Origin of the sequence: Streptomyces sp. VRA16 Mangrove soil, assembly GCF_017377775.1 — a bacterium.
Classification (GTDB): Bacteria; Actinomycetota; Actinomycetes; order Streptomycetales; family Streptomycetaceae; genus Streptomyces.
This window is the reverse complement of record NZ_JAFVLN010000001.1, coordinates 1,254,356-1,271,516: the sequence shown is the minus strand read 5'-3', so window position 1 is coordinate 1,271,516 and position 17,161 is coordinate 1,254,356. Positions and strand designations below refer to the sequence as shown.

The window sequence follows — 17,161 nt, the reverse complement described above, 5'->3', positions numbered from 1 at the left end:
GAGGACTCTCGGTATCCGGCGTCTGAGCACGGATCCGGTCACGGATCTGAACACGGAGGTCTCCTGTGGGGGGTGGGCCGTCAGCCGGTGTACTTGGCGAGGATGCCGGTGAACTGCCAGGCGCTCTGGGACACTCCCGAGCAGGTGTCGTCGTTGGGGTAGGCGCCGGGGCAGGGCCTGTCGCGGTTGGCCGACCAGAACGTCAGGCGCGCGAGGTGGTGCTGCTGCGCGTAGCCGAGGATCGTCTCGAAGTCGGCAGGGGTGACGGTCTCGTTGTCGTCGGTGATCCCGTTCATGGAGGAGATGCCCATGCCCCGGTACGCCTGGTCGTCGCTGTAGCCGTACGCGTTCTTGAGGGCGTTCTTGAGGCCCTCGGCCGCCTTGAGGGTCAGCGTGCCCATGTTCTGTCCCGCGCCGCCGAAGTCGAACGGCATGATGGTCCAACTGTCCACGCTGAGGCCGGAGTTGGCGGCGCGGTTGATCAGACTCGTGTCCGGGCCCGACTGGCCGGTGCCGATGGTGACGTACACCTTGATGCCGGGGTTGTTCGCCTTGACCGTCTTGAGGGCGTCGACCGTGCGCTGCTGCACGGTCCCGTTACTGTAGGCGTCGGCCTCCAGGTCGATGTCGATGGCCTTGAGCCCGTAGGCGTCGATGACCTTCTGGTAGGCGCCGGCGAGGGCGGCGGCGCTGGTGCAGGAGCTTTCCAGTTTGTTGCCGCTGTAGCCGCCGAACGAGGGGATGACGTCGCCGCCGTTCGCCCGCACGGTGTTGACGGTCTGCTGGTCGACGCCGCCGGTGAGGGGGCGGCCGCCGTCCCACTGGGGGTTGCAGCTGCCGTTGCTGAGGACGAAGGCGAGGGTGAACCATCTGACGCCGGTGGCGTTCATGATCGTGGTCGGATCGGGCGGGCTGCCCCAGCCGTTGTAGAGGTACGGGGCGACGGCCATCGGCGCGGCGACCGGCGGGGTTCCGCCCCCGCTGCCGGGCGCGGTCCACTTCTGGTTGGCGGCTCCGGTGCAGCTCCAGATCTGGATCGGGGTGCCGTTCGCGGAGGTGTTGTCGGTGGCGTCGGCGCACTTGCCGGACTGCTGGCCGACGAGGTCGCGGGCGGCGGTGACGGTCCATTTCTGGTTGGGGGCGCCGGCGCAGTCCCATATCTGGAGCCGGGCGCCGTTGGCGGTCGAACCGCCAGTGACGTCGAGGCACTTGCCGAGGGCGCCGATCGTGCCGTCGGCGTTGACGGTCCACTGCTGGGCGGCGGTTCCGTTGCAGTCGTAGAGCTGGACGGCGGTGCCGTTGGCGGAGTTGGCTCCCGCCACGTCGAGGCACTTGCCGCCGAGTCCGGTGATGGTGCCGGTGGCCGCGGCGGCGGGGGTCGCGGCGAGTGCGCTCGCCGTTCCCGCGAGCAGCGCGGTGGCGAGCACGGTCCGCAGCGCGGTGGAGCGGGTGAGCGCAGGTCCGGGCAGGGGGGACATGGGGGTTCACAGCCCTTCATGGGAGGCCATTGATGGGGGGTTACGGATGTTCAGGTAGATGAACACCGGGTGCATTCATGAAGCTGTGGCGAACGGGAACCTAAAGGTCTGCACCACAGCCGTCAAGAGATGAAACCAAGATGGCCGTCAACGGATCTGCGCCCGCAAGGACTTGAACACGACAAAGCCCCCGGGGGCCTCCCGGGGGCTTCAACAGTACTTAATTCAAGGCTTGTTAAGAAGGGTGCTGCCGAGGTTCGTCCGTCTCCGGCAGCACTCCTCCTCCATCACTTGCCGCTGTAGACGGGGAACGCACTGTGTTCCCCGTAGTCCACGTCGGACAGGCTCCGCAGGACGTCCATGTCGGCACCGGAGATCTCGAAGTCGACCTCGGCGTTGGCGCGCATGTGCTCGGGGTTCGCCGTCTTGGGCAGCGAGACGGTGCCCAGCTGCAGGGTGTAGCGGATGCACAACTGCGGGACGGACACGCCGTACTGCCGTGCCATCGCCCGGACCTCGGGGTTCTCCAGGATCGCTCCGTGCGCGATCGGCGAGTACGCCTCGACGAGGATTCCCTTGCCCGCGCAGTGCTCCAGGAGCTCCGCGGGGGTGTTGCCGGCGTGGACGAGCAACTGGTTCACGTGCGGTACGACGTCGGCTCCGCGCATGATGTTGTCCAGGTCCTGCTGCTGGAAGTTGGACACGCCGATGGCGCGGATCGTGCCCGCCCGGTACGCCTCTTCGAGCGCGCGCCAGGCCGCGCGGTTGCCCTCGGCGTAGTCTCCGCCGCGGAAGTCCGCCCACGGCTGCGGGCTGTGAATGAGCATCAGGTCGATGTACTCGATCCCGAGCTTCGTCAGTGACGCGTCGATCGCGGCGACCGCCCGGTCGTAGTCCTTGACCTCCGCGGCGAGTTTCGTCGAGACGAAGAGCTGCTCGCGCGGCACACCTGCGGCGCGCACGCCCTCGCCGACACCGCGCTCGTTGCCGTAGGCCTGTGCGGTGTCGATGTTGCGGTAGCCGATCTCCACGGCCGCGCGGACCGCCTCGGCCACCTTGTCGTCGTCGATGAACCAGGTGCCGAGCCCCAGCTTGGGGATCTCGACGCCGTTGGACAGCGTGTAGGTCTCGTCCAGGATGGTCATGCGTTCGCTCCGTTCCTCGGCAGCGTCCCGTACACCTCGTCGGTGACGGGCTCGAGCCATTCGTTGCTGACGTCCTCGCCCGGGGTGATGAAGGCGATGTGGGAGAACCACGAGTCGGCCTTCGCGCCGTGCCAGTGCTTCGTGCCCGCGGGGACGCGGACCACCGTTCCCGGCTCCATGCTGAGGGGCTCCTCGCCCTCGGCCTGGTACCAGCCGCTGCCCGCCGTGCACAGCAGGATCTGGTCACCGCCACCGCCCGTACCGTGGTGGATGTGCCAGTTGTTGCGGCAGCCCGGCTCGAAGGAGACGTTGCTGACGGGGACACCTCCCCCGGCGAGCGGCGCCAGGTAGCTCTGGCCGGTGAAGTACTGCGCGTAGGCGTCGTTCTTCTCCCCGAGCGGGAAGATCTGGTCGAATGCGGTGGCAGTCATGTCGTGCTTTCTCTCTGTTCCGGCGCGTCCCGTGGTCGCGGCGCGCCCGTCGGTTCTGCGCCACGCGGGCTATCGGTTGACGTACGCCATGTGCTCGGCGTCGTAGCGATCGCCGCTGACACCGGCCCGCGCGGCCAGCCCGTCGAGGTAGGCGATCTCGTCCGCGGACAGCGCGAGGGCCGTCGCGGCGTTGTTCTCCCGGATGCGTGCCGTGCGGCGGGTGCCGGGGATCGGCACGATCCAGGGCTGTTGCGCGAGCAGCCAGGCCAGGGCGACCTGGCCCGGCGTCGCGCCCCTTGCCTCGGCGAGCCGCCGGACAGGAGCGACGAGTTTCTGGTTCGCGGCCATGTGCTGCGCCTCGAAGCGCGGGACCCGGCGGCGGATGTCCCCGTCCGCGAAGGGCGTGGAGGTGTCGACGGCGCCGGTGAGGAAGCCCTTGCCGAGCGGGCTGAACGGCACGAAGCCGATGCCGAGGCCGGCGAGCGTGGGCAGCACATCGTCCTCGGGATCCCGCGTCCACAGCGAGTACTCGCTCTGCACAGCGGTCACGGGGTGGACGGCGTGAGCGGCGCGGACGGTGGCGGCCGAGGCCTCGGAGAGACCGAAGTGCCTGACCTTCCCCTCGGTGATCAGCTCGCCCACCGTGCCGGCGACGTCCTCGATCGGCACGTCGGGGTCGACGCGGTGCTGGTAGAAGAGGTCGATCACGTCGGTGCGCAGCCGCCGCAGGGACGCCTCCGCTACGCGTCGGATCCGCTCCGGGCGGCTGTCGAGGCCGACGCTGCGGCCGTCCCGGATGTCCCATCCGAACTTGGTGGCGATCACGACCTGGTCGCGGATCGGCTCCAGCGCCTCGCCGACCAGTTCCTCGTTCGCGTACGGCCCGTAGACCTCGGCGGTGTCGAAGAAGGTCACGCCCTCGTCGGCGGCGGAGCGCAGGACCGCGATCATGTCGTCGCGACTGCCCGGGTTGGGGCCGTAGCTCTGGGACATGCCCATCGCTCCGAGCCCGATCGCGGACACGTCCAGGCCCTGTCCGAGTTTTCTGGTGTGCATGATCAGCTTTCCTGGGTCGTGGCCGGGCGTTCGCCGTGCGGCGATCGTGCGGTGGACGTCGCGGCGAGGCTCGCGAGCAGCTGCAGGCGCTCCTGGCTGGGCGAGCCGGGCTCCGCGGTGTAGATGAGGAAGGAGAGGCCGGGCTCGGCGGTCAGCTCAAGACCTTCGTAGGTCAGCGTGAGGTCGCCGACCTCATGGTGGTGGAACTGCTTGGTGCCCGAGCCGTGCCGACGCACGTTGTGTGCTCCCCACCGGGTGCGGAACGCGTCGCTGCAGGTGGACAGCTCGCCGACCAGGTCGTGCAGCACTTTGTCCCGGGGGTCTCTGCCCGCCTCGGTGCGCAGGATCGACACGGTGATGTCCGCAGCCGCCTCCCAGTCCGGGTAGAACGCCCGGGCCCGCTCGTCGAGGAAGCAGTGGCGCGCCAGATTTCCCTGCCCGGAGCCGTCGAACACCTCGTCGTAGAAGGCACGCCCGAGAGCGTTGGTGGCGAGGACGTCCATCCGACCGTTGCGCACGAAGGCGGGCCCGAGAACGACGGCGTCCAGCGCACGGGTCAGGCTGTCCCTGGGCACCCACTTCTTCGGCCTGCGCCTGCGGACGGGCCGGGCCGCTCCATTGGCGGCGCGGGCGAGGTCGAAGAGGTGCTCGCGCTCGGCGTCGTCCAGCTGGAGTGCCCGGGCGACCGACTCCAGGACGGCGTCCGAAACGCCGGCCAGGTGGCCGCGCTCGATCTTGGCGTAGTACTCGGGGCTCACGTCCGCGAGCATCGCCACCTCGCCGCGGCGCAGGCCGGCCACTCTGCGGTGCCCGGAGACCGGCAGGCCGGCCTGCTCGGGGGTGAGGTTCGCTCGACGGGACATGAGGAACTCCCGTGCTTCGTTCCTGGCGTCCATGCGTTCCACGCTAAAGCGCGGAGCCGCTCTGAGGGATGCCCTGTCAGTACGCCCCTCACCAGGGACTCCCCCGCCCGGCAGGTCCGGCGGTCCCCTGGGCCTTGCGCCGGTACGGATCGGCCGACGGCGTCTACGCAGGCAGGGAGAGATCATGACGGAGCACACGAGCAGCGGCTGGACCGGCGGGAAGAACGCCTTCGGCGACTTCGCCCCGGGGATGGTCCATTACACCGACCGGGTCCTTTTCGACGAGGTGTGGGAGCGCGACGGCCTGTCCAAGCGTGACCGCAGCCTCGTCACCGTCGCGGCTCTGACCGCGCTCGGGAAGACGGATCAGCTGCAGTTCCACCTCGGCTTCGCCCGCCAGAACGGCGTCACCGACAAGGAACTGCAGGAGGCCCTGCTGCATCTGGCGTTCTACTGCGGATGGCCTCATGGCATGGCAGCGACAAGCGTGCTGAAGAACATCGTCGAGCAGCAGGACTGAGCGGCCCGGACGTGGCGGTACCGGCGCCTCACGAGCCTCACCAGCGCGGTGTGGCCCGGTCGTCGCGCGATCCGGGCCACCCTTGCCGTTGCGCCCTTCGCTCCGTCGGTCAGGACACGAATCCGCGGGTGACGTGCGTCCCCGATCCCGCGTCCTGCGCCTGATAGTTCGCCTCGCCGACGCAGTCGCTGTACTCGTACTCGGCCCTGGTGGTGCCGCTCAGGCCGCCCGCGTCGGTGGAGGTGGGGCCGCCGAAGACGCCGTCCGTGCGAGGCATTTCGGCGCAGCTGGGGATTCCCGCGTAGTACTCGACGAAGCCGACCTGTGAGCCCTTGAGGTTGCCGCTGCCCGCGGGGAGCGTCCAGGTCCCCAGGTGGGTGGCGGTGCCGGTGACGCTGTCGGTCGCCGTGCCGGTCCAGGTGTCGGTGCCGGTACGGGCGACCTTGATGTCGTAGCGATGGCCGTAGACCCCGTCGAAGTCCACCGCGCAGGTGACGCCGGGGCCGCCGTCCGCGCCCGCATGGCAGAGCGGGTCGGTGGTGCTCGCGCCGGCGGTGAACGTGGAGAAGCGTGCGGACAGGCGCTCGGTGCTGCCGTTGTTCGCCCTGGGCTGCAGGCCGGTGTAGCCCATGGCGTACTCGAAGTCGTACTGCTGGGCGAAGTAGGTTCCGGCCTGGTGGGCCGTGGCGGGGTTGACGGTGATCGGGAACGTGATGTTGCTCAGGCCTCCGGCCGGGGTGCCCGGGACGGACCAGCTGACCAGGACGTTCCCGCCGCCGACGGAGGCGCTCGCCGATGCGGGGGCGACGACCGGCAACAGCGCTGCGGCCAGGGAGAGTACGGCACTTCTACGGAATGCCGATCCTCGTGACATGTCCTCGAACTCCTTTGCGTGGGGGGAGTCATGGCGCCCCCTCACCGGAACGGACACCATGACCTCGAGTCGTTGAACTTCCTATGGCTCCGGGGCCGGCGGGGCCATGGACCAATGCTCGACCGCACTTGGACTCTCGGGGGATCACGGCTGCGTCCGACGCGGCAGTGGGCCCCGCGTCCCGGCCGGGGATGCGGGCCCACTGCGTCGTGTCACTCGGGGCTGTGGCCCCTCGGGTAGGTCCGGCCGACCGTGATCTCGTCGATCTTCAGCTGGTTGTAGTACTTGGTCACCGTCGGCGCCGCCCAGATGCTGTCCACCTCCAGCTTGATGTAGCGGGTGGTGGTGTCCAGGTCGATGTAGCGGGTGGAGCGGGCACCGTCCATGACACCGGTCTTCACCGGTTCGCCCCAGTGCTCGCCGTCGTCGCTGACGTAGACCTTGTAGTCTTTGATGCGGGCCGAGTCCTCCTTGCGGCCGAACGACTCCCGGTTGTACGTGGGCGACCACTCGGTCTGGTCGATGCCGACGTACTGCGCCTTCTTCACGTCGCCCAGGTCCAGGGTGATCGAGACGGGGACCTTGCCGTCCGCGTCCCACAGCTTCGTGGCGTCACCGTCGGTGAGGTTCGCCGCCGGGTGGCCGTCCTTGGCCGAGGTGGCGGTGGCCGTCACCGAACCGGGCGCGTACAGGCCCTGCTTGTGGCGGAGCGTCGTCACCTGGAAGACGGTGTCGTACGGGTCCCAGTCCTTGATGCCCTTCAGCGTCACGCTGCCGTCCCGCTGGTCGAAGGCGATCCGCCGCCCGGTGCGCAGGTCGGTGATCCCCTCGACCTTGTGGCCGTTGTCGCGGAGCCGGACCTGGTCCGTGCCGGTGGGCCGGGTCGTGACGTGGATGTACTGGCGCGTCGGGTCGCTCTTGCTGACCGTCGTGTAGCCGTACGCGCCGTCGTCGAAGGCGCCCGGACGCAGGCCGCCGTAGAGGTAGCCGCCGCCCTCGACCCCGTTCACCGACTTCCAGATCGGGTCGATGTACCGGTCGAACGTGTCGATGAACGCCTGCTGTTGCGGCGGGAAGGTGCCGTCGACCTGCGCCTGGAAGTCCATCAGGGACTTGTAGGAGGTGCCCGCGTTGGCGATGTAGCGGCGGATGTTGAGCGCGGTGTCGACCGGGCGGTCCTGGCCGTCGTACCACCAGGCGCCGGTGGAGGGCACTTTGTAGCAGGACTCGGTCAGCCGTGGCATCGACGTCATGTACGCGGCCGGCATGTCGTAGTCCGGGGTCATGCCGGTCTTCTGCTCGTTGGACACGGTGTCCATGATCGGCGTGTCCTCGTTGTTGTTGCTCAGCAGCATGTCGGGGCGCTGCTCACGGATCTGCTCGTAGAGGTGGTGGTCCTCCCAGTACTCGTTGTCGTTGTCGATCCAGAAGCCCGCGAGGTCCTTGTACCGCTTCATCACCTCGAAGAAGTTGTCGTAGCTGAACTCTCCGAAGCCGGGGCGGGTCGTCAGGTCGACGTTCTTGCCCTTGTACGCGGAGTACGCGCCCGAGTCGAGGGATTCGGGGCCCGCGTAGTCGTGCCACTGCGGGTCGTCGGTCATGTAGAGGATGACCTTGATGCCCTTGGCCTTGGCCGCGTCGATGAGTTCACCGAGGATGTCGCGCCGCGTCGAGCAGCTGCCGGGAATCTTGGAGGGCCAGGGGCGGGCGTAGCCCAGGCGGCTGTGGAAGGTGGCGAGGACGATGTACGAGCCGTGCAGCTTCTTCGTCTGGTCGACCCAGTAGTCCGGGTTCCAGCCGCTGTCGTTCACCGCCTTCTCCCAGGAGGCGCAGTCGTAGTGCTTGGGCTCGGTGTACATGCCCCAGTGCAGGAACAGGCCGCCGGAAGCGGCGCGCAGCCAGTTCTGGCGCGGGTTGTACATCCCGGGGACGGCGTCGTCGGCGGTGGCCGACGCGGTCGGGGCGGCGGCCGCCGGGGCCGGCGACGGAGTGAGCAGGAGTGCGCTGAGCAGCGCCGACAGCGCTGTTGCCAGGGCCGCGAGGCGGCGTGGGCGGTGCGGGTCTCTGTGTCTCATGGCGGCAAGGGCCTCCTGTGGGTATGGGTGATGCGGTCGTCGTACGGTCGAGTGACGTGGGACGAGGTGCGCGAGGCGGGGTGACCGTCAGTGGTGCGCGGCCAGAATCGACAGCAGCCCGGAGCGGGGCACGGTCAGGGCCATGGGTCCGCCGAGGGTGCGGACCCACGATCCGGTCACCCTGCCGCGGGCGTCGTACGCGGTGATCGCGGCCTCCACCGGGCCGTGCGGCACGTTGCAGACCAGGGTGTCGGCCCCGGTGGCATTGACGAGATCGGCCCGGGGGTGGCTGAGCAGGTCGAGCGGGACGGGGCGGTCGGCGTGCACGACGGCGACCTGGTGCTCGCCCGCGTGGGCCTGGAGGACGGGGTAGAGCTCGTCGGGGCGGCCCGGCTCGACGTCGCCGTCGAGCAGCGTCGGCGCGAGCCGCTTCCACTGGCGCAGCCAGAACGCCAGCGCCTCGTGCTGCGAGGCCGTCAGGTCGCCGATTCTGCACGACAGTTGGGGTACCGCGTGGAGGACGGCCAGGAGCTGGCGGACCGCCCATTCCGGTTCGGCGTCGGGGTCCCACATGAGCATGTCCGAGTGGACGGCGCCGCCGATCGCGGTCAGTGCGGCGTCGACGGTGCGGACCCGGTTCGCGGTGGCGTCGGCCGGGCAGTCGGTGGCGCGCAGCAGATTCCCGTACGCGCTCATGCCGGGGCCGAGGTAGGGCTGGCGCAGCTCGATCAGGGGGCCTTGCGGGCACAGGGCGGTGAGCGCCTCCCGGATGTCGCCGAGCAGTACGGCCATGGCCTCGGCGACGCTGCCGCCCGCGTCCGCGTACACGGTGGCGTCGTCGAGGAAGTCCAGCTTGAGGCCGTCGAGGCCGTGGTCGGCGACCAGTCGGGTGCAGGTGTCGACGACGTGGGCGCGGACTTCGCAGTGGCGCGGGTCGAGGACGTACGCGCCGGGTGCGGTGGGACTCGGGACGAGGGCGTACGGGGACAGCCGCTCCCACGCCGGCGACGCGGGGCCGAGCAGCAGGGGCCCGAGCCAGGCGATGTACGCCAGGCCGAGTTCGTGCACGGTGTGGACATGCCCCGCGAGGTCGGGGAACTTCTCGGTGTCGACCTGCCAGTCGCCGGCCCAGGCGTATCCGCGCTCGCGTCCGCCGCGCTGCCAGCCGTCGTCGAGGATCACCAGGCCGCACCCCAGGTCGGCGGCGAGGCGTGCCTCGCGCTCCACCCCGGCGGCCGTGACGTCCTGGCCGAACGAGTACCAGGTGGAGTAGGCGGGTGTGCGTCCTGCTCCGGGCAGCGGCAGCGGGGCCAGGGGCGAGGACGCCAGGAGCCGCCGGCGCACCACGCGCAGCGCGGCTGCCGGAGAGGCGCTGCGCGGTGCCAGGATCACGGTGTACGGCTCGTCGCGCGCGGTCAGTTCGAGGTGGACGACGAACTGTTTGTGTTGCTCGGAGACGCCGAACACGGTGCGGACCTCGGCGCTGTGGTCCTGTGCGGCGAAGGTGAGCAGCGTCGCGCCGGACGTCTCGTAGAGGCAGCCGATGGCCGCGCCGCGCACGAGGCAGGTGTCGAGCGCGCCGGCCCAGTCGGGGGGCAGGGCGCGCTGCCAGCCGCAGTCGGGGTACCAGTAGCCGACCGCGTCGCGCAGCGGAGTGGAGAGGCGGATCTCGACGGCCGCGCCTTCGGGCGCGGACACGTCGAGGGCGTGTGTTCCGTCGGGCAGGGAGCGCACGGCAGGCTGTAGGGGGGTGCCGTCGACGAGGACGGCGACGCGGACCTGGTCGAGGAGCCGGTGGGTGGGGGCAGGCGGTCGCTCTGCGGTGGTGACCGCGGTGGATGTCACGTGAACTGCCTTTCGGGTGCGGGAGATCGCTCGCTCAGCCCTTGGTGGCGCCGCCGGTCAGCCCCTTCACGAACTGCTTCTGCAGCACGAGGTAGAGGACGAGGACCGGGAGTGTGGCGAGGAGCATGAGGCCGAAGACGGTGCCGAAGTCGGCCTGGTACTGGCCGATCGCGCGGTAAATGCCGGTGGTGACCGTGGTGCCGCTGCCGGGGCCCAGAATGATCAGCGGGTTGAGGAAGTCGTTCCAGATCCAGACACCGAAGAAGATCACCGAGCTGGCCGTGGCAGGGCGGAGCAGCGGGAAGACGACCTGCCAGAAGGTGCGGAACCAGCCCGCCCCGTCGATCGCGGCGGCCTGTTCCAGCTCGACCGGGATGCCCTTGACGAACCCGGCGAACACGAACACCCCGAAGGGCACGTAGTAGCCGACGTTGAACAGGACGAGCCCCTGCACGGTCGCCATCAGGTCGAACGTGCGCAGTACCTGGGTGAGCGGGAGCAGAATCACCTGGGGCGGGATCATCAGTCCGCAGAGCAGGACGAGGGTGGCCGCCTTGCCCCAGCGCGAGGCGGTGCGGGCCAGGTAGTGGCCGAGCATGGCCGACAGCACGGTCAGCACGATCACCGACAGGGTGGTGACGACGAGGCTGTTGGTGAGGCTGACCCAGAAGAGGTGGTCGGGCCGACTGACGACCTTCGTGAGGTTGTCGAGGGTCGGCGGCAGCGGCAGGTTCGCCGGGTGCGGCGCGATGTCGGAGCCCTGCTTGAAGGCGTTGGCGAGGACGACGTACAGCGGGACGGCGAAGACGCAGCCGAGCACGGTCACGACGAGGGGGCGCAGCCAGGGCGCGCGGGTGGCGGTCACGGTTGTGCGGGTGGCGGTCACAGTGCGACCTCCCTGCGCTGCAGGAGCCGCAGGGCGAAGGCCGCGACGGTCGCGACGATCACCAGCATCACGAGGGCCATGGCGGAGGCGTAGCCCTGGCGGTTGGCGGTGAAGCCGGTCTGCAGGATGACGAGGGCGACCGTGGCGGTGGTACCGGAGCCGGGGCCACCGCCGGTGATGACCTGGATGTGGTCGTAGGCCTTGAACGCGGTGATCAGCAGGACGACGGTGTTGACGGTCAGCGCGGGGGCGAGCAGCGGCCAGGTGACGTGCCGGAAGCGGGCGAGTGGACCCGCGCCGTCGATGGCGGCGGCCTCGAGCAGCTCCCCGGGCACGGACTGGAGTCCGGCGAGGTAGACCACCACACAGAAGCCGAGCATCTGCCAGGACATGATGACGCCGAGCGAGTACAGGGCGAGCGAGGGGTCGGAGAGCCAGCCGACGGGGTCGATACCGATCCAGCCGAGCGCCTGGTTGACGACGCCGTCGTCGGCGAGGAGCCGGGTCCACACGACGGAGACGACGACCGAGCTGAGCACGACGGGGACGAAGAACACGGCCCGCCAGGCGTTGTAGAACCAGCCCTTGCGGTCGAGGAGCATCGCGATGCCGAGCCCCGCGACGTTGGGCAGCACCACCATCATCACCGTGAGCTGCACGGTGACCTTGAGGGACTGGAGGAACTCGTCGTCGTGCAGGAGGAGTTGATAGTTGTGCAGGCCGACGAACTCGGTGGGCGGGCTGAACGGGTTGTAGTCGGTGAGGCTGTAGCCCAGGCTGAGCAGGACCGGCGCGAGGACGAAGCAGGCGTACACGAGGAGTCCCGGCGCGCCGAAGACGGCGAACCGGCCGAGGGCGGAGCGCAGCCTGCGGCGGCGCCCCGGTCGCGCGGCGGCGGACGGGGCCGACCTCCGCGCCCGTGGCCGCAGTTGGGTGTCGGTCGCCATGGTCAGGAGGCCTTCTCCCACTCGGCGTCCAGGTAGGCGGCGGCTTCCTTCGGGCTCTTGCGCCCGAGGATCACGTCCTGGGCCGCCGCGTGCACCTTGGCATCGAGTCCGGGCAGCAGCGCGTCACCGCCGGTCTCCCAGGCGAAGGCCTTGACCGTGGCCTTCTGCTTCAGCGATGTCTGCCACAGGTCGTAGGACTCCTTGTAGACCGGGCCCGTGCCGGCCGGCGGCGTGTAGCCCTTGATCGCCGGGAACAGGGCGTCGGACTTCACGGAGTTGTCGAGGTTGGACTTGTCCAGCTGGAAGGCGAGGGCGAACTTCTTCGCCGCTTCCAGGTGCTTGGAGTGCGCGTTCACCGACAGGCCGCCGCCGGTGTAGCCCGAGGAGAGCACGGAGCCGTCGTCGGTGGGCCAGTTGAAGACGCCGATGTCGTTCTTGATCGGGCTCTTGTCGCCGGCCGCCGCGAACCAGCAGCCCATGGGGTACATCGCGCCCTTGCCCTTGAGGAAGGCCTGCTCGGTCGCCGCGTAGTCGAGCGAGATCATCTTCTTGTCGATGTAGCCCTGCCGCGCCAGCTTCTGGATCTTGGTGAGCGCGCCGACGAACGTGGGGTCGGTGAACCTCACCTTGCCCTCACGGCGGTGCACCATCCAGTCGGGGTCCTTCTTGTAGACGTCCGTGGCGACCGTGCCGGTCAGCGGCAGCACGCTCGGGAACGCGTCCTTGCCACCGCCCACGACGAACGGCTGCAGTCCTTGGGTCTTCAACTTGCCGGAGTCTGCGACGAGTTCGTCGTACGTGTGGGGAGGGGCGGTGATGCCGGCCTTCTTGAACATCGACTTGCGGTAGTACACGACCGGAATGGACTGGGTGTTGGCCGGCAGCTGGTACACCTTCCCGCCGATCGCGCCGCCGTCGGGGACCTGGAAGTCCTTGAGCTCGTCCGGCTGCCAGGCGTACAGGTTTCCCGCGTCGCCCAGCCCGGTCGGCGCCACCGCGATCATCACGTCGGGGAACTGGCCCGAGGCCAGGAGCTGCTTGGCGTAGGCGGTGCGGTCGGCGGTCGGCGCGACCAGCTTCTTCACCGTGAGGTCCGGGTACTTCTGCGTGACCCGCTTGATCGCCGCGTCCCAGTAGGCGGGGGTCAGGTTCGACGTCTCGAAGGTGAGGAAGGTGATCTGCTGCTTCCCCTTGCCCGACGCGCCGGAGCCCGTGCCCTCGTCGACGGAACAGGCGACGAGCGAGGTCAGCAGCAAAGACGCGGTGAGCCCGGTGAGAGCAGCCCTGCGGGTGTATGGCGTGATGCGCACGCGGTCCTCCGACAGATCGAGACACAAGGGGCGCCTGCTGGCCGGGAGCGCGGGCCACGATCGGCCCGTGAACGTTCCCGTGAGCGCTCACGGAGAACCTTGAAGGCAGCGGGTGTACACGTCAATACCGGTGCACACAAAAGCTCGAACGCGTCGATCTGCGGGGCAACACCACTGATCCACTCGGCCGTTGACACCTCGGAACCGCCTGCCGAAGATGGCCGTGAGCGCTCACGTGAACCATCCGACCCGAGGGGTGGGGCGACACCTGGGCAGACAGGAAAGAAGGCACCACTGATGCCCACCCCCCGCACCTCGCGCAACGGCGCGCGCCGCAGCGTCACGATCGAGGACGTGGCCCGCTCCGCCGGGGTCAGCCGGCAGACCGTCTCGCGCGCCATCAACGACAAGCCGGAGATCGATCCGCAGACCCGGGCGCACGTGCTGCAGGTCGCGCAGACGCTCGGCTACCGGCCCAACCGGCACGCCCGCGGCATGGCGGGTTCGAGCCTGACGACGCTCGGCCTGGTCGTCGCGGACGTCCTCAACCCGTTCTTCCCCGAGGTCGTGGCCGGGGTGATGGACGCGGCCGACGAGCGCGGCTGGCAGGTCGCCGTCTACAGCACCGGCTCCGCGCTGGAGCGCGAGCAGACCGTGGCGGCCACGATCGCCGACCATGTCGACGCCTGCATCGGGTACTTCGACGACGACACGGCGGTGGAGCGGGTCCGGGCCAGTGGGATCCCCCTCGTGCTCCTCGACCACGACACGCGTCCGCCCGGGGTCGGCGGGGTCCGGATCGACTTCGAGGCCGGAATGCGTCAGGCCCTGGGGCACCTCACCGGGGCCGGGCATCGTCGGATCGTCATGCTCGACGACCAGGGGCGCGACGACGCCGCCGCACCGCGCACCCGCCACCACCTCTTCCGCTCGCTCGTCACCGAGTACGGCCTCGACCCCGCCGAGACGTGGGTCGTGCCCGTCGCCAACTCGGTCCAGGGCGGCGCCGACGGCATGGACCGCGTCCTGGCCGACCATCCCGACGCCACCGCCGTGCTCGGCTACAACGACCTGATCACCGTCGGAGCGCTGCGGCGCGCCCGGGAGCGTGGACTCGTCGTGCCGGACGACTGCGCGTTCGTCGGCTGCGACGGCCTGGCGCTCGCCGAACTGGTGGAGCCGCCGCTCACCACGCTGTACGTCGACAAGCGCCAGGTCGGCCGGGCCGCCGTGGAACAGGTGGCGGCACTGTTGCGGGGCGGGCCCGCGCAACCCGAGACGGTGATCGTGCCGAGCCTCGTGGTGCGCCAATCGACGTGATGACGATCAGTCATCGGATCTATCTCCTCGGGAGCTGATGACACCCCCTTCTTTCGTTCGCAATATCGAACAATTGCCGCCCTGTCGTCACTGCTCAGATCATCACCAACCGCGCTCAACAGGGGTGTTGCGCGGCGTCCCCGCCGTGTATGGTTCCGGCGTTCATCCCAGAGACATCGGATGTGTTGGCTCGAGAAGGGTGACTCGGACATGACGAACCGTGAAGCACCGCACTCCCTCACACGCAGAACCGCGCTGCGGACCCTCGCCGCAGGCGCCGTCGCCGTACCCCTCGCGGTCGGACCGCTGGGCTCGGCGTTCACGGCATCGGCCGCCACCCTCGCCTGGTACCCCGACGAGGTCGCCGACGGCCTGAACGCCTTCGAGGGGCTGGAGGCCGACCGCGTCGGCGCCCACCCCGAACGCACCTACGCGCTGGTCGAGAACAGCGACCACTACCGACTCAACATCTGGGCCGACGACCTCGACAGCACCGGTGGCGGAGACCGCCAACGCACCGAGGTCAAGGGCATGGTGCAGGACGGCACCGCCATCGAGATGCACGACGGCGAGACCTGGCGGATCGCCTACGAGATGTGGATCCCCACCTCGCTCCACGGCACCAGCCACTTCACCCACATCTTCCAGACCAAGACCCCGGCGACCAACGACGGCCCCTGGCTCACGGTCGACCTCACCCGCGACAGCGACGGCACCGAGCGGCTGCGCGCCCGCGCCTACGCCAACTCCGGCTCCCCCACCATCGCGTCCTGCGCCCTCGCCCCGATCCGTGGCCACTGGACCACCGCCAGCTGGCAGATCACTCCCGGCCAGAGCGGGGCGGCCTCCTTCACCCTGCTGGACGGCACCGGCGACGGCGCGCCGGTCGCGGCGCAAGGGAGCATGACCGGGGTGATCAACCCCGACGAGGGGGACTACGTACGCCCGAAATGGGGGATCTACCGCTCGATCCTGAGCGACCCGGCCGACATCATCGACACGAAGATCCTCTTCCGGAACATGACGGCGACCCGGCTCTGATCCCGCTCCGCCCCCGCTCCGTCCCGCACACCGGCCGGGCGTCGACGCTCATGCCGATGCCTGCGCCGACGCGTGTCCGCCCGTGTCCCGAGAGCACGGACGGGCACGCGTCGCCCATCATCCGCGCCGCGCCATCGTCCCCTCACGCACCGGCATCACGCCTCGGGGGCGTCCCCGAAGTCCGGGATCTCCAGCCGGGTTCCGCCCTGCAGCGCCGACTCGTGCGCGACGATCCCCGGCAGGGTGTAGCGGGCCGCGACCCAGGCGTTCACCGACGGCAGCGACCGCGTGTGCACCGCCGTCACGAAGTCGTCGACGAGGAAGTGGTGGCTGCCCTCGTGGCCGTTGTGCAGATGGTCGAACTCCCGCGGCAGCCGCGCCCGGTCGTGGACCGGCGCCGAACCGGACGTGAAGGCGGCGCGGAGTTCCGGCGCGATGTGCTGAAGTGACGGATCGTCGGGCGACAGGGTGGGCTTGGGCTCCAGCAGCTCGCTGATGTCCTGCACCCCCTTCTTGTCCTGCCAGAACGCCACCGTCGCGAGCTGCTCCATGCTCGCGTCCGTCCCGAAGAAACGGAAGCGCGACTCCCGGATGTACGAGGGGTAGCCGACCCGCCGGAACTCGTTGGTGCGGAACGAGCCCCCGCCCGCCACCTCGAACAGCGCGGTCGCGTTGGAGAAGTCGTTGCCGAACTGGCTGACCTCCTTGTCGAAGACGCCGTCCCCGCGCCCGTCCACGACCCCGACGGCCGACACGCTCACCGCGTGCGTCTGCCAGGCCCCGAGCACACCACCCACCGAGTGCGTCGGGTAGAGCAGCGGCGGATAACTGGCGGTCTGCTTCCAGTTCTCTCCGCCGCTGTACTGGTAGGCCTCGTAGAACCCGAGGTCCATGTCGTGGACGTAGTCGCCCTCGGCGTAGAAGATCCGGCCGAAGGCGCCCTCGGCGATCTGGTTGCGGGCGTGCACGGTCGCCGGGTTGTACTGGCTGGTCTCCCCCATCATGTAGGTCAGTCCGGTCACCTTGACCGCGTCGATGATCGCGGCGATCTCGTCCCTGCTGATCGCCATGGGCACCGCGGAATACACGTGCTTGCCCGCCCTCAGTCCTTGCAGCACGAGCGGGCCGTGGGTCCACCGCTGGGTGAAGATGGCGACCGCGTCGACGGCCGGGGATTCCAGCATGGCCTCGTACGAGGGGAACGTGCCGGCCAGCCCTTGGGCCGCCGCGAGTTCCTCGGCCCGTTCCGGCAGCAGATCGGTGACGTAGACATCGCCGACGCCGGGGTGCGCCTGGAAGAGGGTGGCGAACTGGCCGGAGAACTGGCCGGCACCGACGATGCCGAGAGAGAACGTCATGTAAGGCATGTC

15 protein-coding genes are annotated in these 17,161 nt (G+C 69.5%); 3 read left to right on the top strand and 12 right to left on the bottom strand.

What is annotated here, in order from left to right:
• Positions 1–80 precede the first annotated feature (80 nt).
• From J3486_RS05685 to J3486_RS05665, 5 genes are all read right to left on the bottom strand, one after another.
• On the bottom strand, positions 81–1,478 hold the full coding sequence (locus J3486_RS05685; RefSeq protein WP_229377420.1) for a ricin-type beta-trefoil lectin domain protein: 1,398 nt from the start codon (positions 1,476–1,478) through the stop codon (positions 81–83).
• Positions 1,479–1,765: 287 nt separating this feature from the next.
• Positions 1,766–2,623: an aldo/keto reductase gene (locus J3486_RS05680; protein ID WP_207818803.1), complete on the bottom strand. Its 858-nt coding sequence runs from the start codon at positions 2,621–2,623 to the stop codon at positions 1,766–1,768.
• Positions 2,620–3,054 (bottom strand): cupin domain-containing protein, encoded by a 435-nt coding sequence (locus tag J3486_RS05675; protein WP_207818802.1) that lies wholly within the window; start codon positions 3,052–3,054, stop codon positions 2,620–2,622. Before J3486_RS05675 ends, J3486_RS05680 begins: the two co-directional genes overlap by 4 nt.
• A gap of 69 nt (positions 3,055–3,123) precedes the next feature.
• Positions 3,124–4,110, bottom strand: coding sequence for an aldo/keto reductase (locus tag J3486_RS05670; RefSeq protein WP_207818801.1), 987 nt, complete (start codon positions 4,108–4,110; stop codon positions 3,124–3,126).
• A 2-nt stretch (positions 4,111–4,112) separates the two neighbouring features.
• On the bottom strand, positions 4,113–5,006 hold the full coding sequence (locus J3486_RS05665; RefSeq protein WP_207818800.1) for a helix-turn-helix transcriptional regulator: 894 nt from the start codon (positions 5,004–5,006) through the stop codon (positions 4,113–4,115).
• A 151-nt stretch (positions 5,007–5,157) separates the two neighbouring features.
• Between J3486_RS05665 and J3486_RS05660 the strand changes: the two genes are divergently transcribed.
• Positions 5,158–5,493 (top strand): carboxymuconolactone decarboxylase family protein, encoded by a 336-nt coding sequence (locus tag J3486_RS05660; RefSeq protein ID WP_207818799.1) that lies wholly within the window; start codon positions 5,158–5,160, stop codon positions 5,491–5,493.
• Positions 5,494–5,602: 109 nt separating this feature from the next.
• Here the strand turns inward: J3486_RS05660 and J3486_RS05655 are convergent, their stop codons facing one another.
• The 6 genes from J3486_RS05655 to J3486_RS05630 form a co-directional block, all read right to left on the bottom strand.
• Positions 5,603–6,367 carry a DUF3472 domain-containing protein gene (locus tag J3486_RS05655; protein WP_207818798.1) on the bottom strand — a complete coding sequence of 255 codons (765 nt, stop codon included), beginning with the start codon at positions 6,365–6,367 and terminating at the stop codon, positions 5,603–5,605.
• Between the two features lie 212 nt (positions 6,368–6,579).
• Positions 6,580–8,442: an alpha-L-fucosidase gene (locus tag J3486_RS05650; RefSeq protein WP_207818797.1), complete on the bottom strand. Its 1,863-nt coding sequence runs from the start codon at positions 8,440–8,442 to the stop codon at positions 6,580–6,582.
• A gap of 87 nt (positions 8,443–8,529) precedes the next feature.
• A complete protein-coding gene (locus J3486_RS05645) occupies positions 8,530–10,287 on the bottom strand; it encodes an alpha-galactosidase (protein ID WP_307804698.1) in 1,758 nt (585 codons plus the stop codon).
• A 34-nt stretch (positions 10,288–10,321) separates the two neighbouring features.
• A complete protein-coding gene (locus tag J3486_RS05640; RefSeq protein WP_207818796.1) occupies positions 10,322–11,173 on the bottom strand; it encodes a carbohydrate ABC transporter permease in 852 nt (283 codons plus the stop codon).
• Positions 11,170–12,120 carry a carbohydrate ABC transporter permease gene (locus J3486_RS05635; RefSeq protein ID WP_207818795.1) on the bottom strand — a complete coding sequence of 317 codons (951 nt, stop codon included), beginning with the start codon at positions 12,118–12,120 and terminating at the stop codon, positions 11,170–11,172. Before J3486_RS05635 ends, J3486_RS05640 begins: the two co-directional genes overlap by 4 nt.
• A 2-nt stretch (positions 12,121–12,122) precedes the next feature.
• Entirely contained in the window at positions 12,123–13,430 is a 1,308-nt protein-coding gene (locus J3486_RS05630) for an ABC transporter substrate-binding protein (protein WP_207818794.1), read from the bottom strand.
• A 297-nt stretch (positions 13,431–13,727) separates the two neighbouring features.
• Here J3486_RS05630 and J3486_RS05625 point away from each other — a divergent pair, with 297 nt between their 5' ends.
• Complete coding sequence (locus J3486_RS05625) at positions 13,728–14,750, top strand: LacI family DNA-binding transcriptional regulator (protein WP_207818793.1); 1,023 nt, start codon at positions 13,728–13,730, stop codon at positions 14,748–14,750.
• A gap of 210 nt (positions 14,751–14,960) precedes the next feature.
• Entirely contained in the window at positions 14,961–15,791 is an 831-nt protein-coding gene (locus J3486_RS05620) for a hypothetical protein (RefSeq protein ID WP_207818792.1), read from the top strand.
• Positions 15,792–15,946: 155 nt separating this feature from the next.
• Here the strand turns inward: J3486_RS05620 and J3486_RS05615 are convergent, their stop codons facing one another.
• A complete protein-coding gene (locus tag J3486_RS05615; protein WP_207818791.1) occupies positions 15,947–17,149 on the bottom strand; it encodes a Gfo/Idh/MocA family protein in 1,203 nt (400 codons plus the stop codon).
• Between the last annotated feature and the right edge of the window lie 12 nt (positions 17,150–17,161).